At 72.3% G+C, this 19,422-nt stretch carries 14 protein-coding genes and 1 pseudogene; 7 read left to right on the plus strand and 8 right to left on the minus strand.

Annotated features, from left to right (window positions below; genetic code table 11):
- Positions 1–36: 36 nt before the first annotated feature.
- Complete coding sequence (locus tag ACFVYX_RS11655; RefSeq protein WP_389681147.1) at positions 37–3,798, minus strand: S8 family serine peptidase; 3,762 nt, start codon at positions 3,796–3,798, stop codon at positions 37–39.
- Positions 3,799–4,032: 234 nt separating this feature from the next.
- Here ACFVYX_RS11655 and ACFVYX_RS11660 point away from each other — a divergent pair, with 234 nt between their 5' ends.
- Positions 4,033–5,016, plus strand: coding sequence for a helix-turn-helix domain-containing protein (locus tag ACFVYX_RS11660; RefSeq protein WP_389681148.1), 984 nt, complete (start codon positions 4,033–4,035; stop codon positions 5,014–5,016).
- A 90-nt stretch (positions 5,017–5,106) separates the two neighbouring features.
- Positions 5,107–5,589, plus strand: coding sequence for a DUF456 domain-containing protein (locus ACFVYX_RS11665; protein ID WP_389681149.1), 483 nt, complete (start codon positions 5,107–5,109; stop codon positions 5,587–5,589).
- Positions 5,590–5,610: 21 nt separating this feature from the next.
- Here the strand turns inward: ACFVYX_RS11665 and ACFVYX_RS11670 are convergent.
- The 7 genes and pseudogenes from ACFVYX_RS11670 to ACFVYX_RS11700 all read right to left on the minus strand — a co-directional run.
- Positions 5,611–6,960: pseudogene (locus ACFVYX_RS11670) on the minus strand (DNA-3-methyladenine glycosylase 2 family protein); the annotation flags it as partial.
- Positions 6,961–7,063: 103 nt separating this feature from the next.
- Positions 7,064–8,182, minus strand: a complete 1,119-nt coding sequence (rsgA, locus tag ACFVYX_RS11675) for a ribosome small subunit-dependent GTPase A (protein ID WP_389681535.1) — start codon at positions 8,180–8,182, stop codon at positions 7,064–7,066.
- Between the two features lie 286 nt (positions 8,183–8,468).
- Positions 8,469–9,353, minus strand: a complete 885-nt coding sequence (locus ACFVYX_RS11680) for a branched-chain amino acid aminotransferase (protein WP_389681150.1) — start codon at positions 9,351–9,353, stop codon at positions 8,469–8,471.
- Entirely contained in the window at positions 9,350–10,738 is a 1,389-nt protein-coding gene (locus ACFVYX_RS11685) for an ATP-grasp domain-containing protein (protein ID WP_389681151.1), read from the minus strand. Before ACFVYX_RS11685 ends, ACFVYX_RS11680 begins: the two co-directional genes overlap by 4 nt.
- The gene (locus ACFVYX_RS11690; protein ID WP_389681152.1) at positions 10,735–11,697 is read right to left on the minus strand and encodes a DMT family transporter; all 963 of its coding nucleotides are present in this window, start codon (positions 11,695–11,697) and stop codon (positions 10,735–10,737) included. The genes ACFVYX_RS11685 and ACFVYX_RS11690 overlap by 4 nt, the downstream gene beginning before the upstream one ends.
- Before the next feature lie 44 nt (positions 11,698–11,741).
- Positions 11,742–13,040 carry a DUF6421 family protein gene (locus tag ACFVYX_RS11695; RefSeq protein WP_389681153.1) on the minus strand — a complete coding sequence of 433 codons (1,299 nt, stop codon included), beginning with the start codon at positions 13,038–13,040 and terminating at the stop codon, positions 11,742–11,744.
- Positions 13,037–13,615, minus strand: a complete 579-nt coding sequence (locus tag ACFVYX_RS11700; protein ID WP_389681154.1) for a bacilysin biosynthesis protein BacA — start codon at positions 13,613–13,615, stop codon at positions 13,037–13,039. The genes ACFVYX_RS11695 and ACFVYX_RS11700 overlap by 4 nt, the downstream gene beginning before the upstream one ends.
- A 344-nt stretch (positions 13,616–13,959) precedes the next feature.
- Between ACFVYX_RS11700 and ACFVYX_RS11705 the strand changes: the two genes are divergently transcribed.
- From ACFVYX_RS11705 to ACFVYX_RS11725, 5 genes are read left to right on the plus strand one after another with little or no spacing between them, the layout of a single operon-like run.
- A complete protein-coding gene (locus ACFVYX_RS11705) occupies positions 13,960–14,607 on the plus strand; it encodes a LuxR C-terminal-related transcriptional regulator (RefSeq protein ID WP_389681155.1) in 648 nt (215 codons plus the stop codon).
- A 55-nt stretch (positions 14,608–14,662) separates the two neighbouring features.
- On the plus strand, positions 14,663–14,881 hold the full coding sequence (locus ACFVYX_RS11710; RefSeq protein WP_389681156.1) for an MbtH family NRPS accessory protein: 219 nt from the start codon (positions 14,663–14,665) through the stop codon (positions 14,879–14,881).
- Entirely contained in the window at positions 14,878–16,146 is a 1,269-nt protein-coding gene (locus tag ACFVYX_RS11715) for a cytochrome P450 (protein WP_389681157.1), read from the plus strand. Before ACFVYX_RS11710 ends, ACFVYX_RS11715 begins: the two co-directional genes overlap by 4 nt.
- Positions 16,143–17,981: an amino acid adenylation domain-containing protein gene (locus tag ACFVYX_RS11720; protein ID WP_389681158.1), complete on the plus strand. Its 1,839-nt coding sequence runs from the start codon at positions 16,143–16,145 to the stop codon at positions 17,979–17,981. Before ACFVYX_RS11715 ends, ACFVYX_RS11720 begins: the two co-directional genes overlap by 4 nt.
- Before the next feature lie 22 nt (positions 17,982–18,003).
- Entirely contained in the window at positions 18,004–19,296 is a 1,293-nt protein-coding gene (locus ACFVYX_RS11725; RefSeq protein WP_389681159.1) for an APC family permease, read from the plus strand.
- The last annotated feature ends 126 nt before the right edge of the window (positions 19,297–19,422 follow it).

Consider the following 19,422-nt stretch of genomic DNA (forward strand, 5'->3'; position numbering starts at 1 on the left):
CCCCCCACGGGAAGGACGCCCGGCGGACCGGCGTGGTCAGCGCACGTCGTAGGCGCGGACCACGGTCTGGGTGACGGAGTTGCCGTTGGCGTCCGTCAGTTCGGTCCTCAGGGTGACGGGCTTGCCGGACGCGCCCGCGTGGTTCACGGTCGCGGCCCACGTACCGCCCTGCTGAGAGACCCGCGCTTCGGTCCAGGTCGTACCACCGTCGTAGGAGTACGAGAGCTTGGCCGAGGTGAGCGCCGCGGGGGTGTAGCCCGCGTGACCCGTCGCGGTGAGGCCGATGTGCTGGCCGTCGTGCGCGGCGAGGGTCTTGAGTCCGTCCTCCGGAAGGTCGTACCGGGGGAAGAGAATGGGGATGCCCTGAGAATAGACGCTCTCGTCAAGCTTGGAGGTGAATTTCCACACGGAGTTGACGGATGTGGAGCGGGCCCACACCTTGCTGCCTATCTTCATGGTGTTCTGTTCGAGCTCGTACGTCCCGGATTCGGCCGGTACCTCGAAGGCGCCGAACGGCCAGGCGTTCTCGCCGAGGAGCTCTCCGTCGCGCCGGAGGCGGAGGTTGCCGACGTCACCGAAGGAGCCGGGCTCGGCGTGGTGGGTGCCGTCTCCCCACATCGCGTTGGCGAAGCCGATGAGGTTGCCCTGGCGCTCGGAGACGAGGACCGGCTTCCCGGTGGTGTCACGCGGGGCCGTGGGGGCGATCACGCCGTCGTACCAGCGCTCGGTGCGCTGCTCGCCGGGCGCGTACGTGTGACGGGCGCCGACCATGATCTCGCCGAACGGGAAGCTGCTGTTGACCATCTGGCTCCAGGCGGTGTCGCCCGGGGTGTAGTACTCGGTGCGGGTGCCGGGCGCCGGGACGGTCTCGAGCGAGCCGAAGGAGACGGAGAGGCCGTTCGGCCGGTGGGCGGCCGGGAAGTCCGAGAAGTCGGTGGTGATGCCGGCCGAGCCGTAGGTGGAGTCGGTGCGGCCGAGCCGCCCGTCGCGGACCCGGTAGTTCTTGTCGTCGCGCACCGCTCCCGTCTCGGGGAACGCGAGGTTGTAGAGGTACGGGGTCTTCGCGGTGGCCTGCCAGGCGAGGGTGACCTCGTCGGCCGCGAGCTCGCCCAGGAGCGCGGTCGCCTCCGTGGACGGGACGGAGAGGACGGGTAGGCCGAGACCGGTGAAGGAACCGCCCGGGTACCAACGGCCGGGGGCCGAGTGGTAGGTGACGACGGCGACCGCGCCGGCGGCCTTGGCGTCGCGGGCGAGGGCGCCCGCGTTGGTGGAGTCGTCGGGCAGCCGGACGAGGGCGATACGGCCCTGGACGCCGGCGGACTTCAGCTCCTCCGGGGTGCCAGTGCCCGCGTCGACGAGCCGGGCGGTGCCGGCGCCGTCGAGGTTGTCGGAGCCGAGGGAGGCGGTGAGCGGATGCAGGTTCAGGCCGCCGGTGGTGCGGAGCGAGGTGATCTGCGGGGCGGCGGCCCGCCAGTAGCTGCCGAACTCGAAGTCGCCCTCGTCGGCGGCGCCTTCGACCGAGGCGTAGTAGCCGCGGAGGGTGCGCGGTCCGGCGGCGGTGCCGGCGTGCGCCCAGATGTCGTCCCACGAGCGGGCGAACGCGAGGGTGGCGCCCCGGAGTTCGGATGCCTTGTCGGTCTTCACCGAGAGCCTGTGGGCCCGGCGGGCGTCCAGGACGACGGTGGTGTCCTTCTTCAGCTCCAGCTGCGGGCGGCCGAGGTAGCTCAGCGAGTCGTTCAGCGTGGCGCCCTCACCCGCGTCGGGGGTCACGACGAAGGAGGAGAGGAAGTAGCTGCCGGGGCGCAGGCGGTAGACCTGGTCGGCGGCGCCCTCGTTGAAGCGGCGCTCGCCGCTGGCGTCGTCGGTGCCGATGACGTCGAGGGAGGAGGCGCCGGACGCCGGATCGCCCTGGCGGTCGATCAGCTTGACGCGGAGGGTGACGGTCTCGGGCTCGACGTACAGCGAGAACGGGGTGGAGACGTGGACGCCGCCGGGGCCGGTGGCGATGACGCGGCCGGTGACGTCGCCGTACTGGGCGCGTTCGAGGCGGGTCGTGGGGTCGATGGCCAGCGGGACCCGGACGGTGGCGCCGGCCGGGACGGTGACGGTGCGCTCGCCGAGCCGGGCGACCGCGCTCCGGACGCGGGAGCCGTCGTTGCCGGTGACCTTCTCGACGGCCAGGTCCAGGGTGACCGGGGCGTCGGAGGTGTTGGTGTACGGGACGGAGACCGTGGTGCGGTCGGTCCGGTCCTGGGGCCAGTTGAACGTACCGCCCTGGACGGCGGGCGAGCCGAGGACCGTCTGGTCGATCGCGGCCTTGACGTCGAGGCGGCCGCCGCCGACCTCGCGGACGTCGCCGGGGACGGAGCTCTCGGCGGAGGCGACGAGCGCGGCCTTGACCTGCTGGGCGGTCCAGTCGGGGTGGCGCTGCCTGACGATGGCGGCGGCGCCCGCGACGTGCGGGGTGGCCATCGACGTGCCGGACATGGACTGGTAGGCGTAGAGGCCCCGGCCGCCGGCCGCGGCGGCGGAGATGGCGACGCCGGGCGCGGCTATCTCGGGCTTGAGGGTGTGGTTGACGATCGTCGGACCGCGGCTGGAGAACCACGCGGTGGAGTCGTCGCGGTCGGTGGCGCCGACGGTCAGCACGCTGGGCGCGCAGCCGGGCGAGGAGACGGTGTTGAGGGTGGGGCCCGAGTTGCCGGCGGCGATGACGAACAGCGTGCCCTTGTTCTGGGCGAGTTCCTCGGCGGCGACGCTCATCGGGTCGGTGCAGTCGGTGGGGACGGGGCTGCCGAGGCTCATGGAGACGACGTCGGCGCCCTGGGCGACGGCCCACTCCATGCCGGCGATGATCCAGGAGGCGGCTCCCGAGCCGAAGTCGTTGAGGACCTTGCCGTTGAGGAGCTCGGCGCCGGGGGCGACGCCCTTGTTGGCACCGCCGCTCGCCGCGCCCGAGCCACCGACGGTGGACAGGGTGTGGGTGCCGTGGCCCTGGCGGTCGTCGGCGGTGTCGGAGTCGGTGAAGTTCTCCGAGGCGACGACGCGGCCCTTGAGGTCGGGGTGCTCGGCGTCGGCGCCGGTGTCGAGGACGGCGACCCTGGTGCCCGTGCCGTCGTATCCGGCGGCCCAGGCCTCGGGGGCGTGGACCTGCTTCGTGGAGCGCTCCAGGGTGGCCTGGACCTTGCGGTCGAGCCAGAGCTTCTTGATCCCGGAGGCGGAACGGGCCGCGGGGGCGTTCAGTTCGGCCCAGAAGGTGGCGGCCTGCTTCTTCTCCGCCGTGAGCGCGACGCCGTCGACGGTCCTGAGGACCTGGCCGCGCCGGGCGCCGCGCGGGGCGGCGGGGACGGAGCGGGCGAGGTCGGTGCCGTAGACGGCGATGAGCGGCAGCGTGCCGGTGGCGGCGTCGTCGTAGCCCTGGCGGACGAGCCCGGTGACGTTGAAGAGTTCCTCGTCGACGCGTCCGGCGGCGAGCGCGGCGGTGGCGTCCTCGGGATAGACGTACAGGTCCTGGCCGGAACGGCGGGTCTGGACCAGGGGGACGGTGCCGTCCTCGCGGGGCAGGGCCGTGGCGGCGGGGTTGCCCTCCGCGTCGCGGGTGACGACGACGCGGTCCCCGGTGACCAGGGTCACCGTCGCCGGACGGTCCCCGGCGCGGGCCGAGGCCTCGCCGCCTACCAGCGGTCGCTTGCCGGCCGTGTCGTCCTGCGGCTCATTCGCCATGGACGGCGCGACCGCGGTGGCGGCCAGGACGACGGCGGTCGCCGCCCCCAGGGCCGTACGCGAAATCGGGCGCATCGCTCTCCCCATCTGATTCCGGAAATTGGGCGCAGAACACCCGTCTCCGGAGGCTGTTGGTGCTGCGGTGGCGCCACATTGGCAGAGGTGAGGGCGGTACAGGGATGATGGGGAAGGCGGGAATACGCCGTGGCCGTTTCCCGCCAGGTCACCAACGGAACGAATGCCTCCGGTGAACGTCCTGGGAAGATCTCCGGGACCTGCGCCGGAAGTACGGCGAGGGGTGGGGCATCCATGCTGGGAGCGATAGGACTCGACGAGCGCCAGGAGTCCGCGTACCGCGCGCTGGTCGCACTGGGGGCGGCCGAGGTGACCGACCTCGCACACCGGCTCGCGCTGCCCGAACAGGACACCGAGCGGGCGCTGCGCCGGCTCGAGTCACAGGGGCTCGCCGCCCAGTCCTCGGCGCGGACCGGGCGGTGGGTGGCGGCGCCGCCGGGCGTGGCGCTCGGCGCGCTCCTGACCCAGCAGCGCCACGAGCTGGAGCAGGCGGAGCTGGCGGCGGCGCTGCTCGCCCAGGAGTACCGGGCGGAGGCGGCGGAGGCGGCCGTGCACGACCTGGTGGAGGTGGTGACCGGCGCGAGCGCGGTCACCCACCGCTTCCTTCAGCTCCAGCTGGGTGCGCAGGAGGAGGTCTGCGCCCTGGTGACGGGGAAGCCGATCGCGGTCTCCGGCCTGGAGAACGACGCGGAGGAGCAGGCCGCCGGGCGGGGGGTGCGCTACCGGGTGGTGATCGAGCGCGAGGTGCTCACGCTCCCGTCCGGGCTCCTCGAACTCTCGGCGGCGCTCAGTCGTGACGAGCGGATCCGGGTCGCGGACCGGGTCCCCACGAAGCTGGTGATCGCCGACGGCAATCTGGCCATGGTGCCGCTGACGGGCCGGGGCGCCGAGCCCGCGGCGATCGTCGTGCACGCGAGCGGGCTGCTCGAATCGCTGATGGGCCTCTTCGAGTCGGTGTGGCGGGAGGCGCTGCCGCTGCGGCTCGGCGCGAGCGCGCACATCACCGAGGACGAGGCGCCGGGTCCGGACGTCATGGACCTGGAGATCCTGTCGCTGCTGCTCGCGGGGATGACGGACGCCAGCGTGGCCAAGCAGCTGGACCTGGGGCTTCGCACGGTGCAGCGCCGGGTGAAGGGCCTGATGGAGCTGACCGGGGTGACGACCCGGCTGCAGCTGGGCTGGCACGCGTACGAGAAGGGCTGGGTGGCGCGCCGCTGAGCGCCGCCGCACCGGTGTCCGTACGGGCGCGCACCCCCGTATGCCCGCCGCGACCTGCGCCGACGCGGAATGTGGGGGACGCTGGTCAGCGTGGGTGTGTGGCAGCTCCTGATGATCGCGACGGTGATGCTGCTCGGTCTGTTCGGGGTGCTGGCCCCCGGCGTACCGGGGACATGGCTGGTGTGGGCGGCGATGCTGTGGTGGTCGCTCCACGAGCGGACGGACCTCGCCTGGATCCTCCTCGCCTCCGCGACCGGTCTGCTGCTCCTCACGCAGGTGGTCGTCTGGCAGCTGCCCCCGCGCAGGTTCCGGGGCGTCGGCATCACCCGGCGGATGGTGACGTACGCCGGGGTGGGCGCGCTCCTGGGCTTCGTCCTGGTCCCGGTGGTCGGCGCGATCCCCGGTTTCGTCGGCGGGATCTACCTCGCGGAGCGGCTCCGCCTCGGCGGCCACGGCCAGGCGAGGGCGGCGACGCGCACGGTGATGCGGGCGGCCGGCACGAGCGTGCTCGTCGAGCTCTTCGCCTGCCTGCTGATCGTGGGGGCGTGGGCGGGCGCGGTGCTCTGGGGCTGAGGCGCGGAAGGCTCAGCGAGCCGGGACCGCGGGGGCCGAGCCGAGGTAGCGCGCCGCGTACGAGCGCCAGGGGCGGCACTCCTCCGCCGGAGGGCCGGCCGTCGGGGGCACGTCCGGGTCGCCGAGGGATCGCATGCGGATCAGGGCGGCGGCCTCCGCGGTCACGCCGGGGACGGCGAGCAGGGCGCGCTCGGCCTCGTCACGGTCGGCTCCCGGGTCGAGGCGTACGGCTCCGTCCGCGAGGGCCCGGGCCAGCGGGCCGGCGACGGGGTGACCGGTCAGGGCGGCCGATTCGGGGAAGACATGGGTGAGGCTGCCGCAGCCCGTGGCCAGGGGGGTGCCGTACCGCTCGACGATCCGGGCCGACTCCTCGGCGCCGAGAACCGTCCGCAGCGCGAACTCCTCGGGCTCGGCCGTGCCGGGCGAGCGCACGCCCGGCCGTGCGGCCACCTCGGCGGCGAGCCCGGGGGCGGCCCCGAGGCGCTCGGCGACCGCGTACGGATCGGCGTCCAGGTCGAAGAGGCGGCGCAGCCGGTGCACGGCGGTGGTCAGGTCGCGCAGTTCGGTGAGGTGGATGCGGGCGTCGAGCCAGCGCCCGGCCGAGCGTTCGTCGACGGAGACGACACCGGTGCCGTACGGGAGGCGGAGCGTCCGCCGGTAGGTGCGGGCGCCGGGGGCGCCGACGACCTCCTCCACACGCGGCACGGCCTCCGCGGCGAGCAGGTCGAAGACCTCCGCGGCCGCGTACGGCCCGCGGTGGGCGAGCCGCAGCGGGACCCCGGCGGCGAGCGCGGTACGGCCTCCGGCACCGCTGCCGGCCTCGGTGCGCAGGGCGGTGGGGGTGCGGGCGTAGACGGCGCGGATCGTCTCGTTGAACTGGCGGACGCTGGCGAAGCCGGCCGCGAAGGCGATCTCGGTGACGGGCAGCGCGGTGGTCTGGAGCAGCAGGCGCGCGGTGTGGGCCCGCTGTGCGCGGGCGAGCGCGACGGGCCCGGCGCCGAGTTCGGCGGTGAGCTGGCGCTGCACCTGCCGAGTGCTGTAGCCGAGGCGTCCGGCGAGGCCGGACACGCCCTCGCGGTCGACGACCCCGTCGCCGATCATCCGCATGGCGCGCCCGACGACGTCCGCCCGTACGTTCCACTCGGCGGAGCCGGGCACGGCGTCCGGCCGGCAGCGGCGGCAGGCGCGGAAGCCGTGGCCCTGGGCGGCGGCGGCCGTCGGGAAGAACGCCACGTTCTGCCGCTTGGGCGTGACGGCGGGGCAGCTGGGACGGCAGTAGATCCCAGTGGTGCGGACGGCGAAGAAGAACTCTCCGTCGAACCGCGCGTCCCTGCTGCTGACCGCCTCGTAGCGGGTGTCGTCGTCCCTCATGAGTCCCAGTGTGGGTCCCCGGAGGGCATGGGGCTCGCGGTTTTCGGACACGGTGCTGCGGCGGGGGACGGTCCTGCCCCGTCCCCCGCCGGGCGCCGTGCCCCTACCGGCCGCCGTGCCCGCGCTTCAGCTCAAGGGCCTGCCGGCCCGCCGCGTGGCGGCGCTTCCAGGTCTTGAGCATCTCGGTGCGCAGCCGGGCGTCGGTCTTGGCGACGATCCGCTGGTTCTCGCGGAGCAGCTTGCGGTAGCTCTCGAGCCGGCGCACCGGCAGCGAGCCGTCCTCGATCGCGGCCGCGACCGCGCAACCCGGCTCCGACTCGTGGCCGCAGTCCTGGAAGCGGCAGGCTTCGGCCAGCTCCTCGATCTCCGCGAAGACCTGCCCGACGCCGGCCTCGGCGTCCCAGAGGCCGACGCCGCGCAGCCCGGGGGTGTCGATGAGGACTCCCCCGCCCGGCAGGACGAAGAGATTCCGGGTGGTCGTCGTGTGGCGGCCCTTGCCGTCGATGTCACGGGCGGCCTGGACGGTCATGACGTCCTCGCCGACGAGCGCGTTGGCGAGGGTCGACTTCCCGGCGCCGGAGACTCCGAGCAGCACGGTCGTGCCGCCCGCGACCACCGCGGCGAGCACGTCGAGGCCTTCTCCGGTGGCCGAGCTGAGGGGCACCACCTGGACGCCGGGGGCGACCGTCTCGACGTCCTCGACGAGGTACGAGAGACCGACCGGGTCGGGCACGAGGTCGGCCTTGCTGAGGACGACGGTCGGCTGGGCGCCGGACTCCCAGGCCAGGGCGAGGAAGCGTTCGATCCGGCCGAGGTCGAGCTCGACGGCGAGCGAGACGGTGATGACGGCGTGGTCCACGTTGGCGGCGAGGATCTGCCCCTCGGACCGCTTGGAGGACGTGGAGCGCGCGAAGGCCGTACGGCGCGGCAGACACGCCCGTACGTACCGGGGGTCGCGGACGCCCTCCGGGTCGACGGCGGCCCAGTCGCCGGTGCAGATGACCCGGAGCGGGTCGTGCGGGGTCACGAACGCCGTATCGGCGCGGACGACCCCTTCGGCGGTGGCGACGTCGCACTGACCGCGGTCGACGCGGATGACCCGCCCCGGGACGAGGCCCTGGTCGGCGTAGGGGGCGAAGGCGGTGGCCCAGCCGGAGTCCCAGCCGTACGGGGTGAGCGGAGACCGGGCATCAGAAGTGGACGACGTGTCGGAGGAGGACATGTCGAACGAAGCGTTGAACAAGGGAGACCCTTCGAAGGGCGGCCCCGGCGGCGCGCTCTGCGCGCGGAAGTGGTGTGGATGTCAGCCGGAGGCCACAGGGGTGGAAACGATGAACTCCTGAATGCGGGCAGTGCCCGTCACCGTGACAGTCATCAATGTCCTCACCTCCTGCTTCTTCTCAACGAACCAACCCCCGTTCCCTCAGGAACGGTTATGCGACACCATAGCCCCGCTCCGGGGCACGGCACCACCGATTAAACAGGCGGGCTCTGTTCGCGGGGCTCGGCTAGCGCACCGTGACAGAACGGGTCAGTTCGACGTACGCCTCGGACAGTCGCTTAGTGATGTGTCCGACCTCGTAGGAATGCTCGTCCACGGCGCGCACCGGCTGCACCTCGTAGGCCGTGCCGGTGAGGAAGAGCTCGTCCGCGTCGCGCAGTTCCTCGGGCTTGATGTGCCGCTCGTGGACGGTGATCCCCAGGTCCTCGGCGAGGGACAGGACCGTCTGCCGGGTGATGCCGTCGAGGAAGGTGTCCGCGGTCGGCGTGTGCAGGGCTCCGTCGATCACCAGGAAGAGGTTGGCCCCGGTGGCCTCCGCCAGGTAACCGCGGAAGTCCAGCAGCAGGGCGTCGTCGCATCCGGCCGCCTCCGCCTCGTCGCGGGCGAGGGTGCAGATGTTGTAGAGCGACGCCGCCTTCGCCCGTACCGGCGCGGTGTCGGGCGAAGGGCGCCGCCACCGGGACGTGCGCAGCCGGATGCCCCGGCTGCGCGCGTCGCCGGAGAACACGTGCGGCCATTCCCACGCGGCGATCGCGACGTGGACGGACGTCCCCGCCCCGGACACGCTGATCTGCTCGCTGCCCCGCCAGGCCACGGGCCTGATGTACCCGTCGACGATGTTCTGGTGACGGATGACCTCCCGCATGGCGGCGTCGAGCTCCGTGGCGCCGAAGGGCAGGCGGAAGTTCAGCTCCCGTGCCGAGACGTGGAGACGCTCGAAGTGCTCGACGGACTTGAAGGCCCTGCCGTCGTAGACGCGGATGCCCTCGAAGATGCCGCCGCCGTAGTGCAGCCCGTGGGACAGGACGTGCAGACGGGCGTCGCGCCACGGCACGAACGCTCCGTCCAGCCAGATCACTCCGTCACGGTCGTCGAACGCGGTGGTGGTCACGCCTGCCCCTCGTGGCTGTGGTCGGTGTCGTCGGCGTAGTCGATGCGAATGGTCTCGTCCAGGAACCGGTGGAACTCCTCGGTCTCGGCGGTGCTCGCGTGCCGGGACAGTACGAACGCCGGATAACCGGTGAAGTCCGGGTACGGCCGCACGATGTCACCGGGGAAGAGCATCTGCACGACGTGATCGACCCTGGGATCGTCACGCAGTTCGTCAAGTCCGTGGATCGCGGTGATCCGCCCGGATCCGCCGCAGGGGACGATGTAGTTGGCCGCGGCCGCGACGGGCGTCGGCGGCGGGCCGGAGCCCAGGGGTTCCGAGGCGATCCCGGCGGCGATCCGCAGGGCCTGCGCCGCGAAGTCGATGCCGGTCACCCCGGAGGCGATGTAGTGGGACACTCCGGAGCCCCCGATCCGGGCCCCCATCTCCAGCAGGTACGGCGTCACGCCGCCGCGCAGTCGCAGTTCCGTGTGGGTCGGCCCGTCGGTGATGCCGAGGGCCTTGTGCGCGGCGATCACTTCGCGCCGGATGTCCTCCTGGACCGCCTCGGGCAGGGCGGCGGGCGCGCGGTAGACGCCCTCTTCGAAGTGCGGTCCCTGCGGGTCGCCCTTGTAGCCGATGGTCAGGACGCGTACCTCACCACCGTGGGCGAGGGACTCGACGGCGAACTCGGGGCCGTCCATGTACTCCTCGACCACCAGGCCGTCCACCTGGCCGAGCTTGCTCGCGCTGGTCCGCCACACCTCGTCCACGACGCTCTTCAGGCTCTCCGAGGACTCCGCCTTGGTGACGCCGAGGCTGGAGAAGCCGAGTGCCGGCTTCACCACGACGGGGAAGGTCAGCCCCGCCGCCGCCTCCCAGCCGGCCGGGTCGTCCAGCCTGACGAAACCCGGCACGTTGAGGCCGGCCGCGGCCAGCCGCTCCCTCATGACCCGCTTGTCCTGCGCGCCGAGCGCCACGTCACGGCCGATGCCGGGCAGGCCGAGCAGTTCGGCGGTCTCGGCGACGAACGGCACGGCGGGGTCGAAGAGGGTGACGATGCCCTGGAAGGCCCGCTTCTCGTACCGCCGCCGCAGGGCCTCCCGTGCACCGGCCCGGTCGGCTTCGATGTCGAGCCGCAGTACCTCCACCACGGCGGGCGGCAGCCGGTCGTCGGTCACCGCTTCGTCGGGCCGGGGAACCAGTACGAGGTCGATTCCGGCCCGCTCCGCGCTCTCGAAGACCCATGGGAGCGAGAGGCGCTGGTAGACCAGTACGAGAGTCGGTCTGGGGTGGAGACTGTCCGATGTCATCGCCAGGTCCGCTCTCGTGGCCGGGTCCGCTCTCGTCACCAGGTCCGCTCTCGTCGCCGGGTCCGTCGTCATCACCAGGTCCTTTGCCGTCACGATGTTCCTTGCTTGAGGTGAACGCCGGTTTCCCGCCCGGTGTGCTCCTTGTCCCCCGCAGCCCCGGCCACGGCGCCTCCGGCAGGGCGGGCACCGCCGACGGTGAGCCACACGCCGCCCGCGCACAGCAGGAGCAGCAGGAGTACGAGCGGTCCGGGCGCGGTTTCCCGCCCCAGGGCCCACTCTCCCAGTCGCACCAGGAACGGCACGACGAGCGCGAGGGCCGAGGTGAACAACGGCCCTTTGCGCAGGATGAGTTCGTGCGAGATGAGGAAGACGGGGGCGGTGAGGACCGCTCCGAGGGCGGCGATGCCGGCCCAGTCGCCCGGGGAGACGCCGCCGAGCGGGACGAACAGCGCGACCGTCAGCCCCAGCATGACGGTGCCCGCACCGGTGATGGCGGGCAGGGAGGCGAGCGGTGAGACATCCGCCATGCGCCGCCGGTAGACGTAGCCGTACACCGCGTAGGCGAAGGTGCCGACGAGCGCCAGCAGGCCTCCGCTCACCAGGGCTTCCCCGTCGACACCGGCGCTCGGGGAGGCGTCGGCCAGGGCGTATCCGCAGGCCGCGGCCACGGCCAGCACGGTGCCCAGGACCTTGCGGCGCGAGGAGGGCTCACGAAACGCGACGACTCCGATCGCGAAAGTGAGGCAGGGCAGCAGGGAGACGATCAGGCCGACCCGGGAGGCCCCGATGTAGCCGGTCCCGAGCAGTGTTCCGGCGTAGTACGCGAAGAAGCCGAGGAATGCCAGCAGGGCGACACTCCCGCCGCGGCCGGCCGCGACCCGGGCCTCGGCCCGCGACCGTGCGTGCAGCAGGGCGAGGACGGTGAGGACGAGGAAGCTGGTCGCCGTACGCCCCGCGGCCACCACGAGCGGAGGAGCCCCGTCCACCAGATGCCCGGCGAGCAGCCAGCCGGCCGCGAGGAGCATGACCATCAGCGCCGAGAGGGCGGGCACCACAAGGCGCCCGCCCCGGTGGGCGCCTTGTGGTGAGGCGTCTTTCACCATTCGGCGCGCTCGAACTCCAGGGCGGGCATCCGGTCCAGCCCCTGCTTGGCCCGCAGCAGGACCCGCTGGTCCTCGGTGAAGGCGTACCGCTGACGCGGCGTGCCGGCGGGCGCGGGATCGGGGGCGGGAAGGTACCGGCGCACCAGTTCCCTGGCCGCCGCGCGGTACTCGTCGTCGGTCGTGACCTCCGCTTCCAGCTTCTCGACCGTGGTGACGAACTCCCGCAGCGCGCCGATGGCCTTGGACCGGTCGAAATGAAGCAGTCCGCCGTCGGCCGGGGAACCGGCCAGCGCGCCGTGCTCACGCAGCCAGGAGAAGAGGAAGACCCCGGTGCCCGAGTCGAAGTTGCGGGTGGCGTCGTCCGCCTGCGGGTACCGGAAGATCCGCTCCAGAAGGATCATGTCGATCTGCTCCGCGGCGAACGGTACGACCCCGCTGTCCGCGCAGGCCAGAACGGTCTTGGCGTCGACCTTGATCTCCTCGAGCAGCCCGACGAACCAGTTCATCTTCAGGGAGATGTGCTCGTCGAACGGCCAGAGCCCCTGGTAGTGCATCGAGTCGTGGAGATAGCCCCAGATGGCGCGGGCCTCGAAGCACACGTCCGCGTTCAGGCCCGTGGACGCCCGGGGCAGGGACTCCGGGGTGAGGACGGCTTCCGCTCCGGTGAGGGCGTAGGTCTCGTGGATCTTCCGCATCTTGTTGTAGAAGAACATGGCGTAGGGCTGCTCGGTGATCTTGTCGTGAGCGGCCACGTTCTCCGGGAAGAACACCAGGCAGTTGCCCTGCCGGAAACCCGCGCTGCCGGTGATCAGGACCAGGGACTGGCAGTTGTTCCTGGGATGCGGATACGACGTGGCCAGCTCGGGCAGCGCGGCCGGCTCCTTGCGCAGGGCGAAGAAGCAGTCGAGGCGCTTGCCCACGGGGGGCGCGCTGTTGGTGCTCTGCAGCGGGGCGAGGAAGAAGACGGCCGAGCCGTCCTCGGGCACGCGCAGGGCGTCGCGCGAGCGCGCGAAGTGCGGCCGCGTCTCCAGGCCGGCCGTGAGCCAGCCGTCGACGTCGGCCGCCAGCGCGATCGCCTGCTCGTCGCGTCCCGCTCGCTCGTACCAGGCACACGCCTCGTCGCGGATGCGGCCGAGCAGGACGCGGTCCTCCTCGGTCGCTCCGGGGACGGTGCCGTCGTCCGCCTGTCGCTCCCGGAAGCGGTCGACCTTCGGGATGAGGGATCCGGCCAGTTCGTCGGCGTCGGCCAGCAGGCGGGCGGCGACCGGCGCGGTGGCGGCGGACACGGTCACAGCGCCGCTCCCGCCTCGATGAGCTGGGCGTTCTCGATGCCGACAGCGAGGACCTGATGGACGGTGAACACCATGGGTACGGCGCCGAAGTCCCGGACCACCCGCAGCCCGTGGTTCTTCGCCGCGACGATGGTGGTGATGCAGCCCTCGACACGGCCCTCGGCGCAGTCGATGGCCGCCTGGGAGTTGCTCAGCACTTCCCGGATCTCCGTGCCGGCGGGTATGAGCCTCGTCGGTGCCGGGTGCGAGGCGACCGTGGCGGGCCGGGCCGCGCCCTTGGTGGCGAGCACCATGTTGTGCGTCGGCATGATGAAACTGTCGACCATGTGCAGGCGGTGCAGATTGCTGAACACCAGTGTGTGCAGCGCGGGGTAGACCGCGCACGCGACCAGTGCGTGCCGGCCGTCGTCAGGAACGGCGTCGAGCGCGGACTCGATCGAGGAGTGCAGTCGCACCGTTCCCTCGATGTCGCGGCGGCGGAGCCATTCGTGGGACGCGGCTTCCAGATTGGTGCCCTGTGGGCCGAGAGTGTGCAGATGCCGGATGTGCTCCGACCCATTCTTGGTACGGCTCATGAGCTCCCCCGTGACAAACAGAAATGGAATGGTCGCATCCGGGTCCCAGGATGCCCTGTTCAGGCAATCACGCATCACGGCGATGATCAAGGTCTGCTTTACGCGATCTCGGATGGCGAGACCGTCAACTATGCCGTACTGACGGGTACTTGGCGCCCATCCGAGCCATCCCCTATGCCCGGTTTGGCGAAGTTTGCAACCTTGGCGGCATTCCACTTCCGGAATCCGTCTCGCCATGTGAAATAGATCGGTCGGCCCCCCTCGAATCCTCTCCCGGATGTGTTTCCATCATCGACGATCAAGCTGTCAATGAAATCCCCACACACCATTGGAGGGCCTTCTTGGTGGCATACAAATCCGATGGCGCATTTGCCCGGGACTTCGACGATTGGCTTCGCCTCGCCGGTCTCGACCGGCCCCGCCTGGCCGCGGTCGTCGCCGGAACGGCCAGCGCCCCGGGCGTGGCCCGCGAGCGGCAGGACCTGGCCCGTGCGGCGATGGTGTGGCTGTGCGCCCCGACCGACGGAACCATCCCCCCGCTCCTGATCGAGGTGGTGCAGGAGCACAGCCGTTCCGTCAGCGAGGCGGCCAGACGGTCCGTCGGCCACGCGGCGAAACTCAGTCGGGCCACGTCGGACCTCGTCGCCCGCGCACACGTCCGCGAGCGGCCCGACCCGGACCGTCACCCGGCCAACCTGACCGAGCGTGAATACGACATCCTCCGCCTCATCGGCAGCGCGCGGACGAACCGCCAGATCGCCACCCTTCTGCGGATCTCCGAGAAGACGGTGAAGAACCACATCACCTCGTTGTTCGCCAAGCTCCAGGTGTCCGACCGCACCGAGGCCCTCGTCATCGGTCTGCGCAGGGGCCTGCTCTCCGTACAGGACGCGCACGGCAGGCAGGACCAGGGTCCCAGCGGACCGGGCGGGAAGATCCGTGTCCTGGAGCCGAGAGCCGCCGACTGGGACTCCCGTCCCATGGCAGGCTGATGTGCCGCGCCAGCACACTGGGACCGCTCTGCGAACAGACCAGGAGGGGGACCGCGTGGCCCACGGGGAGCAGTACATGGTCGTGGTCAACGACGAACTCCAGTACGCCACCGTCCTGGCCTCCTGGCCCGTGCCCCGCGGCTGGCGGGCGGCCGGCCCGACGGGCACCGCACAGGAATGCGCCTCCCAGGTCGATGTCCTGTGGACGGACATGCGTCCGCTGTCGCTCCGCCGCGCCATGGCCGAAGGCACCCCCGCCCGGGAAGAACGATGACGGTGACCGTCGTACCGGAGTTCACCCAGGCCGACCTCACCGACCCGGTGGTGCACGCGGAGCAGGACCTGCGACCGCTGTGGCGGCGGCTGCGGCGCCACCACCCGGTCGCGCACCACCCCACACCGGACGGCCGGGGCTTCTGGGTCGTGACCCCCCACCAGCTGGTCGAGGAGGTCTGCGTCTCCTCGGAGCGCTTCACCTCCGTCCGGGGCAACACGCTCGGGACGCTCCTCGCCGGCGGCGACCCGGCGGGAGGCGGGATGCTCGCCGTCTCGGACGGTCCCCGGCACCGCGTCGTCCACCGCGAGCTGATGCGCGCGTTCACCGCGCAGGCGCTCGCCCCCTACCGGGAACGGATCGTCTCCCGCATCGACCACCTGGTGCGCACCGCCGTGGCCAAGGGCCAGGTCGACTTCGCGAGGGACGTCGCCCGGCCCATCCCGATGGCCGCCGTCTGCGACATGCTGGGGGTGCCGGAGAAGGACCGGGAGGCGTTGTACGCGGACGCCAGTCACACCCTCGCCTCGGAGACGCCCGTCACGGACGACCTCTCGACCCGCCTGGCACGCCAGCAGATCCTGCTGTACTTCGCGCGGCTGGTCCGTTCGCTCCGTGGCGAGCCCGGCGACGACCTGCTCGGCCTGCTGGTCCGGATGACCGACAGCGAGATCGCGCTCACCGGGGACGAAGTCCTCTACAACTGCTACAGCCTGCTCCTCGGTGGCGAGGAGACCACCCGCTACACCATGAGCGGCACCATCCAGGCCCTCGCCGACCACCCCGAGCAGTGGCAGCGGCTCGTACGCGGCGAGGTCGGTCTGGACACGGCCGTCGAGGAGCTGCTGCGCTGGACGACCGCGCCGATGCACGTGGGCCGCACCGCGGCGCGCGACACCGAGCTCGGGGGCGTACGGATCGCCGAAGGAGACATCGTCACGGCCTGGATCAGCGCGGCCAACGACGACGAGACGCAGTTCGGCGACCCGCGGCGACTGGATCTGGGGCGCACACCCAACCGCCACCTCGCCTTCCTCCGCGGCCCGCACACCTGCCCGGGGGCCCGGCTGGTGCGGATCGAGATGACCGCACTCCTCAGGGCGCTCATCACCCACGCCGACGGCTGGGAGATCACGGGGAAGGGCGTTCCGGTCTATTCGACCTTCATGCGGGGGCTGAGCAGTCTGCCGGTGCGGTTCGTGCCCCGTGACGGCCCGCGCCCCCGGCACCCGCGGCACCCGGACGACGTGGAGCGAAGCGCATGACGACAGACAGCCCCGTGCTGCACGAACGGTTCGCGGCGGTGGCCGAGGCCCACCCCGACGCGCCGGCCCTCACCGCCGAGGGACGGACTCTCACCTACGCCCAGCTGCGACGGCGGGTCCAGCGGCGCGCCGCCTGGCTGCGTTCGCTCGGCGCCGGCCCCGAGCAGATCGTCGGTATCCACCTGGACCGGGGCATCGAGGCCGTGGTCAGCATGCTGGCCGTGGTGGAGGCGGGAGCCGCGTATCTGCCGCTGCCGCTGGACTACCCGGCGTCCCGGCTGGGTCTCATGGCCGAACAGTGCGCGGTGCGGCTGGTCCTGAGCAGCGCCGGCGGGCCGGCCGCCCCGTTCGCCGACGACGCGGTGAGCGTCCTGTTCGTCGAGGACGAACCGGCCGACGGCGCACGGGAGTTCGCCACGCGCACGGCACCGCGTGTGCACCCTGACAACCTGGCGTACATCGTCTTCACCTCCGGCAGCACCGGCACTCCCAAGGGTGTGGGCGTGACCCACCGCGGAGCCGTCAACCTCGTCGGCCCACGGCAGACCTACGTCGACTTCGGGCCGGGCGAGTCCTTCCTCCAACTCGCCCCGCTCGCCTTCGACGTGGCCGCCTTCGAGGTCTGGGGAGCCCTCGCCACCGGTGCCCGGCTCGTCGTCGCCGCTCCCTCGTACCAGGCCATCGAAGAGCTGCCCGACCTGCTGATCCGGGAGCGGATCAGCACCGCCCTCATCACGACCACGCTGTTCCACGTCCTGTGGGACGCCCGTCCCGAGGCGTTCGACAGTGTGCGCCGCCTGATCGTCGGCGGCAGCGTCATGTCCATGGACCGGGCCCGCGCCTTCACGGGCCGGCACGCCGCACGCGGTGCGGACCATCTGCTCATCAACGGGTACGGCCCCTCGGAGGCCACCACCTGTGTCAGTACCCACGCCATGGGACCCATCCCCGACGACGAGTCCAATCCCCCGCTCGGTACCGCGCTCGACGGCGTCACGCTGCGCCTGCTCGACGAGCGGGGCCGCCAGGTCGGGCCGGGCGACGAGGGGCAGATCTACACGGGCGGGGTGGCTGTCACCCGCGGCTATCTCGGACAGCCCGGCGCGACAAGCCTGCGCTTCCTTCCCGATCCGTACGCCGATGAGCCGGGCGCGCGGATGTACGCGACCGGAGACCGCGGGCGGATGCGCGCCGACGGCCTGATCGAGTACCTGGGCCGCTTCGACGACCAGGTGAAGGTCCGCGGCCACCGGGTGGAACTGGGCGAGGTGGAGGCGGCGGTCAACAGCCACCCGGACGTGCGGGACGCGTGTGTGGTCCTGGTCCGTGAGGAGTCCGGCGCCGAGCGCCTGGTCGCCCATCTCGTCCCGGCCGGCCCGCTCGGCGAACCGGCGAGGCGCGCGTCCCTGGCCGCGCACCTCGCGGAGCGCCTCCCGGAGTACATGCGGCCCAGCGGCCATGTCGAGCACGAGGCACTGCCCCGGGGTCTGCACGGCAAGGTCGACCGGGAAGCCCTCGTCCTGCTCGGCCAGGTGTCGGCGACGGCTGACGGGGAGCGGCCTGCCGAGCCCCCGACGGGGGTCGAGTCCGTCATGGCCGAGGTCTGGAGCGACCTGCTCGGCGTGGCGCGCGTCTCGCGCGACGACGACTTCTTCCAGCTCGGCGGGGACTCCCTGCTCGCCGTGAAGACGGTGATGCTCGCCGAGGAACGGGGGCTTCCGCTGACCCTGACGCTCGTTCTCACCCACCCCGTGCTCGGTGACCTCTGTGCGGCGCTCGAGAAGGAGCAGGCGGCCGGCGGCCCTGGAGCGGGGCATGGGCCGAGCGCCGGCTGAACCCGCCGGGCCGCGGCGCCCGGTGCCGAAGCCCGTCACACGGCTGCGGCGCGAACTGGGGCTCAGGGACGCCCTCGCGATCGGCATCGGGGGCACGGTCGGCGGCGGCATCTTCACCCTGGTCAAGGTCGCCGCGGACGCCGCGGGCCCCGCCGCGCTCATCGCCTTCGTCCTGGCGGCCGCCGTCTCCGTCCTGATCGCCCTGCCCTACGCCGAGCTGGCCTGCCGGCTGCCCGTGGCCGGTGGCGGCTACGCCTTCGCGCGGGAAGTCCTCGGCGAACGCTGGGGGTTCGCCATGGGCTGGGTCTACTGGGGCGGCTACCTCCTCGCCTCGGGCTACGTCACCATCGGCTTCGGCGAGTATCTGCACGCCGCCAGTGGGCTGCCGACGGCCGTGGGGGCGGCCGGTCTCGTGACGCTGTGCACCGCGATCAACATGCTGGGCGCGCGCCTCTCGGGACGGGCCCAGACCGGTGTGCTCCTCGTGGCGGTCACCGGCTTCGTCGCCTTCGCCCTGTGGGGGCTCGGCGACGTCGGCACGGAGACCCTCACCCCGTTCGCTCCCCACGGTGTGTCCGGGATCCTGCTGGCGACCCCGGTGGTGTTCCTGGCGTTCGGGGGGTTCGACATGGTCGCGGCGGCGGGCGAGGAGATCCGGCGCCCGGAGCGCAATCTGCCCCTGGCGATCCTGCTGACGCTCGCCGTCGTTCTCGCTCTCTATCTTCTGGTCGCGCTGGTCGCCTTCGGGACCACCTCGACGCAGGTGCTCGGATCCGCCGCCTCGCCGCTCGCGGAGGCGGCACGCGGCTTCGGCGGAGAGCCCGCTCGCTGGCTGATGCTCGGCTGCGCCCTGCTCACCCTGGCGGCGGCCACCAACGCCCTGCTCATGGTGACGTCCAGGGCCCTGTTCGCCATGGCGCGGGACGGGCTGCTCCCCCGCCGCCTCGCGGTCGTCGAGCCGCGCTCCGGCACACCGCGCACGGCGATCGTCGTCGACGGCGCCCTGCTCGCCGGCGTCGCCGTGACCGGCAGCGTCTCACTGGCGGCGACGGCCGGTGGATTCCTGTACGTCCTGCACTTCCTGCCGCCGCTCCTCGCGCTGGTGCGGCTGCGGCGAGATCCGGCGGCCCCCACCCCCGCCTTCCGCACACCCGTGCCCCGTGTGCTGCTTCCCCTCGCCTTCCTCGCGGTCGTGGGCATGCTGGTGGCGACCGGTACGAGCGGAGCCCTCACCGGTCTGGCGTGGCTGGCGCTCGGGGCCTGCGTGTACGGGGTCCGGCGCGCCCTGGGCAGCCGGGACCAAGGTCCCGGCTGAGGTTCCCGCTCGTCCCCGACCTCCGCTGCCGCCAGGGCGGCAGGGACCTGAGTCCCATGGCACGGCCGGTGCCCCGTCACGAGACTTGACGGTGCGGTGCCCGGCCGCCCGCGGGGCGGCGGAGCC

This window comes from Streptomyces sp. NPDC058326 (assembly GCF_042879855.1).
In the GTDB taxonomy this organism is placed as follows: Bacteria; Actinomycetota; Actinomycetes; order Streptomycetales; family Streptomycetaceae; genus Streptomyces.

Coding starts and splice junctions, on each gene's coding strand:
- ACFVYX_RS11655 (WP_389681147.1), bottom strand. CDS start 3,798: ATGCGCCCGATTTCGCGTACGGCCCTGGGGGCGGCGACCGCCGTCGTC.
- ACFVYX_RS11660 (WP_389681148.1), top strand. CDS start 4,033: ATGCTGGGAGCGATAGGACTCGACGAGCGCCAGGAGTCCGCGTACCGC.
- rsgA (WP_389681535.1), bottom strand. CDS start 8,182: ATGTCCTCCTCCGACACGTCGTCCACTTCTGATGCCCGGTCTCCGCTC.
- ACFVYX_RS11700 (WP_389681154.1), bottom strand. CDS start 13,615: ATGAGCCGTACCAAGAATGGGTCGGAGCACATCCGGCATCTGCACACT.
- ACFVYX_RS11715 (WP_389681157.1), top strand. CDS start 14,878: ATGACGGTGACCGTCGTACCGGAGTTCACCCAGGCCGACCTCACCGAC.
- ACFVYX_RS11720 (WP_389681158.1), top strand. CDS start 16,143: ATGACGACAGACAGCCCCGTGCTGCACGAACGGTTCGCGGCGGTGGCC.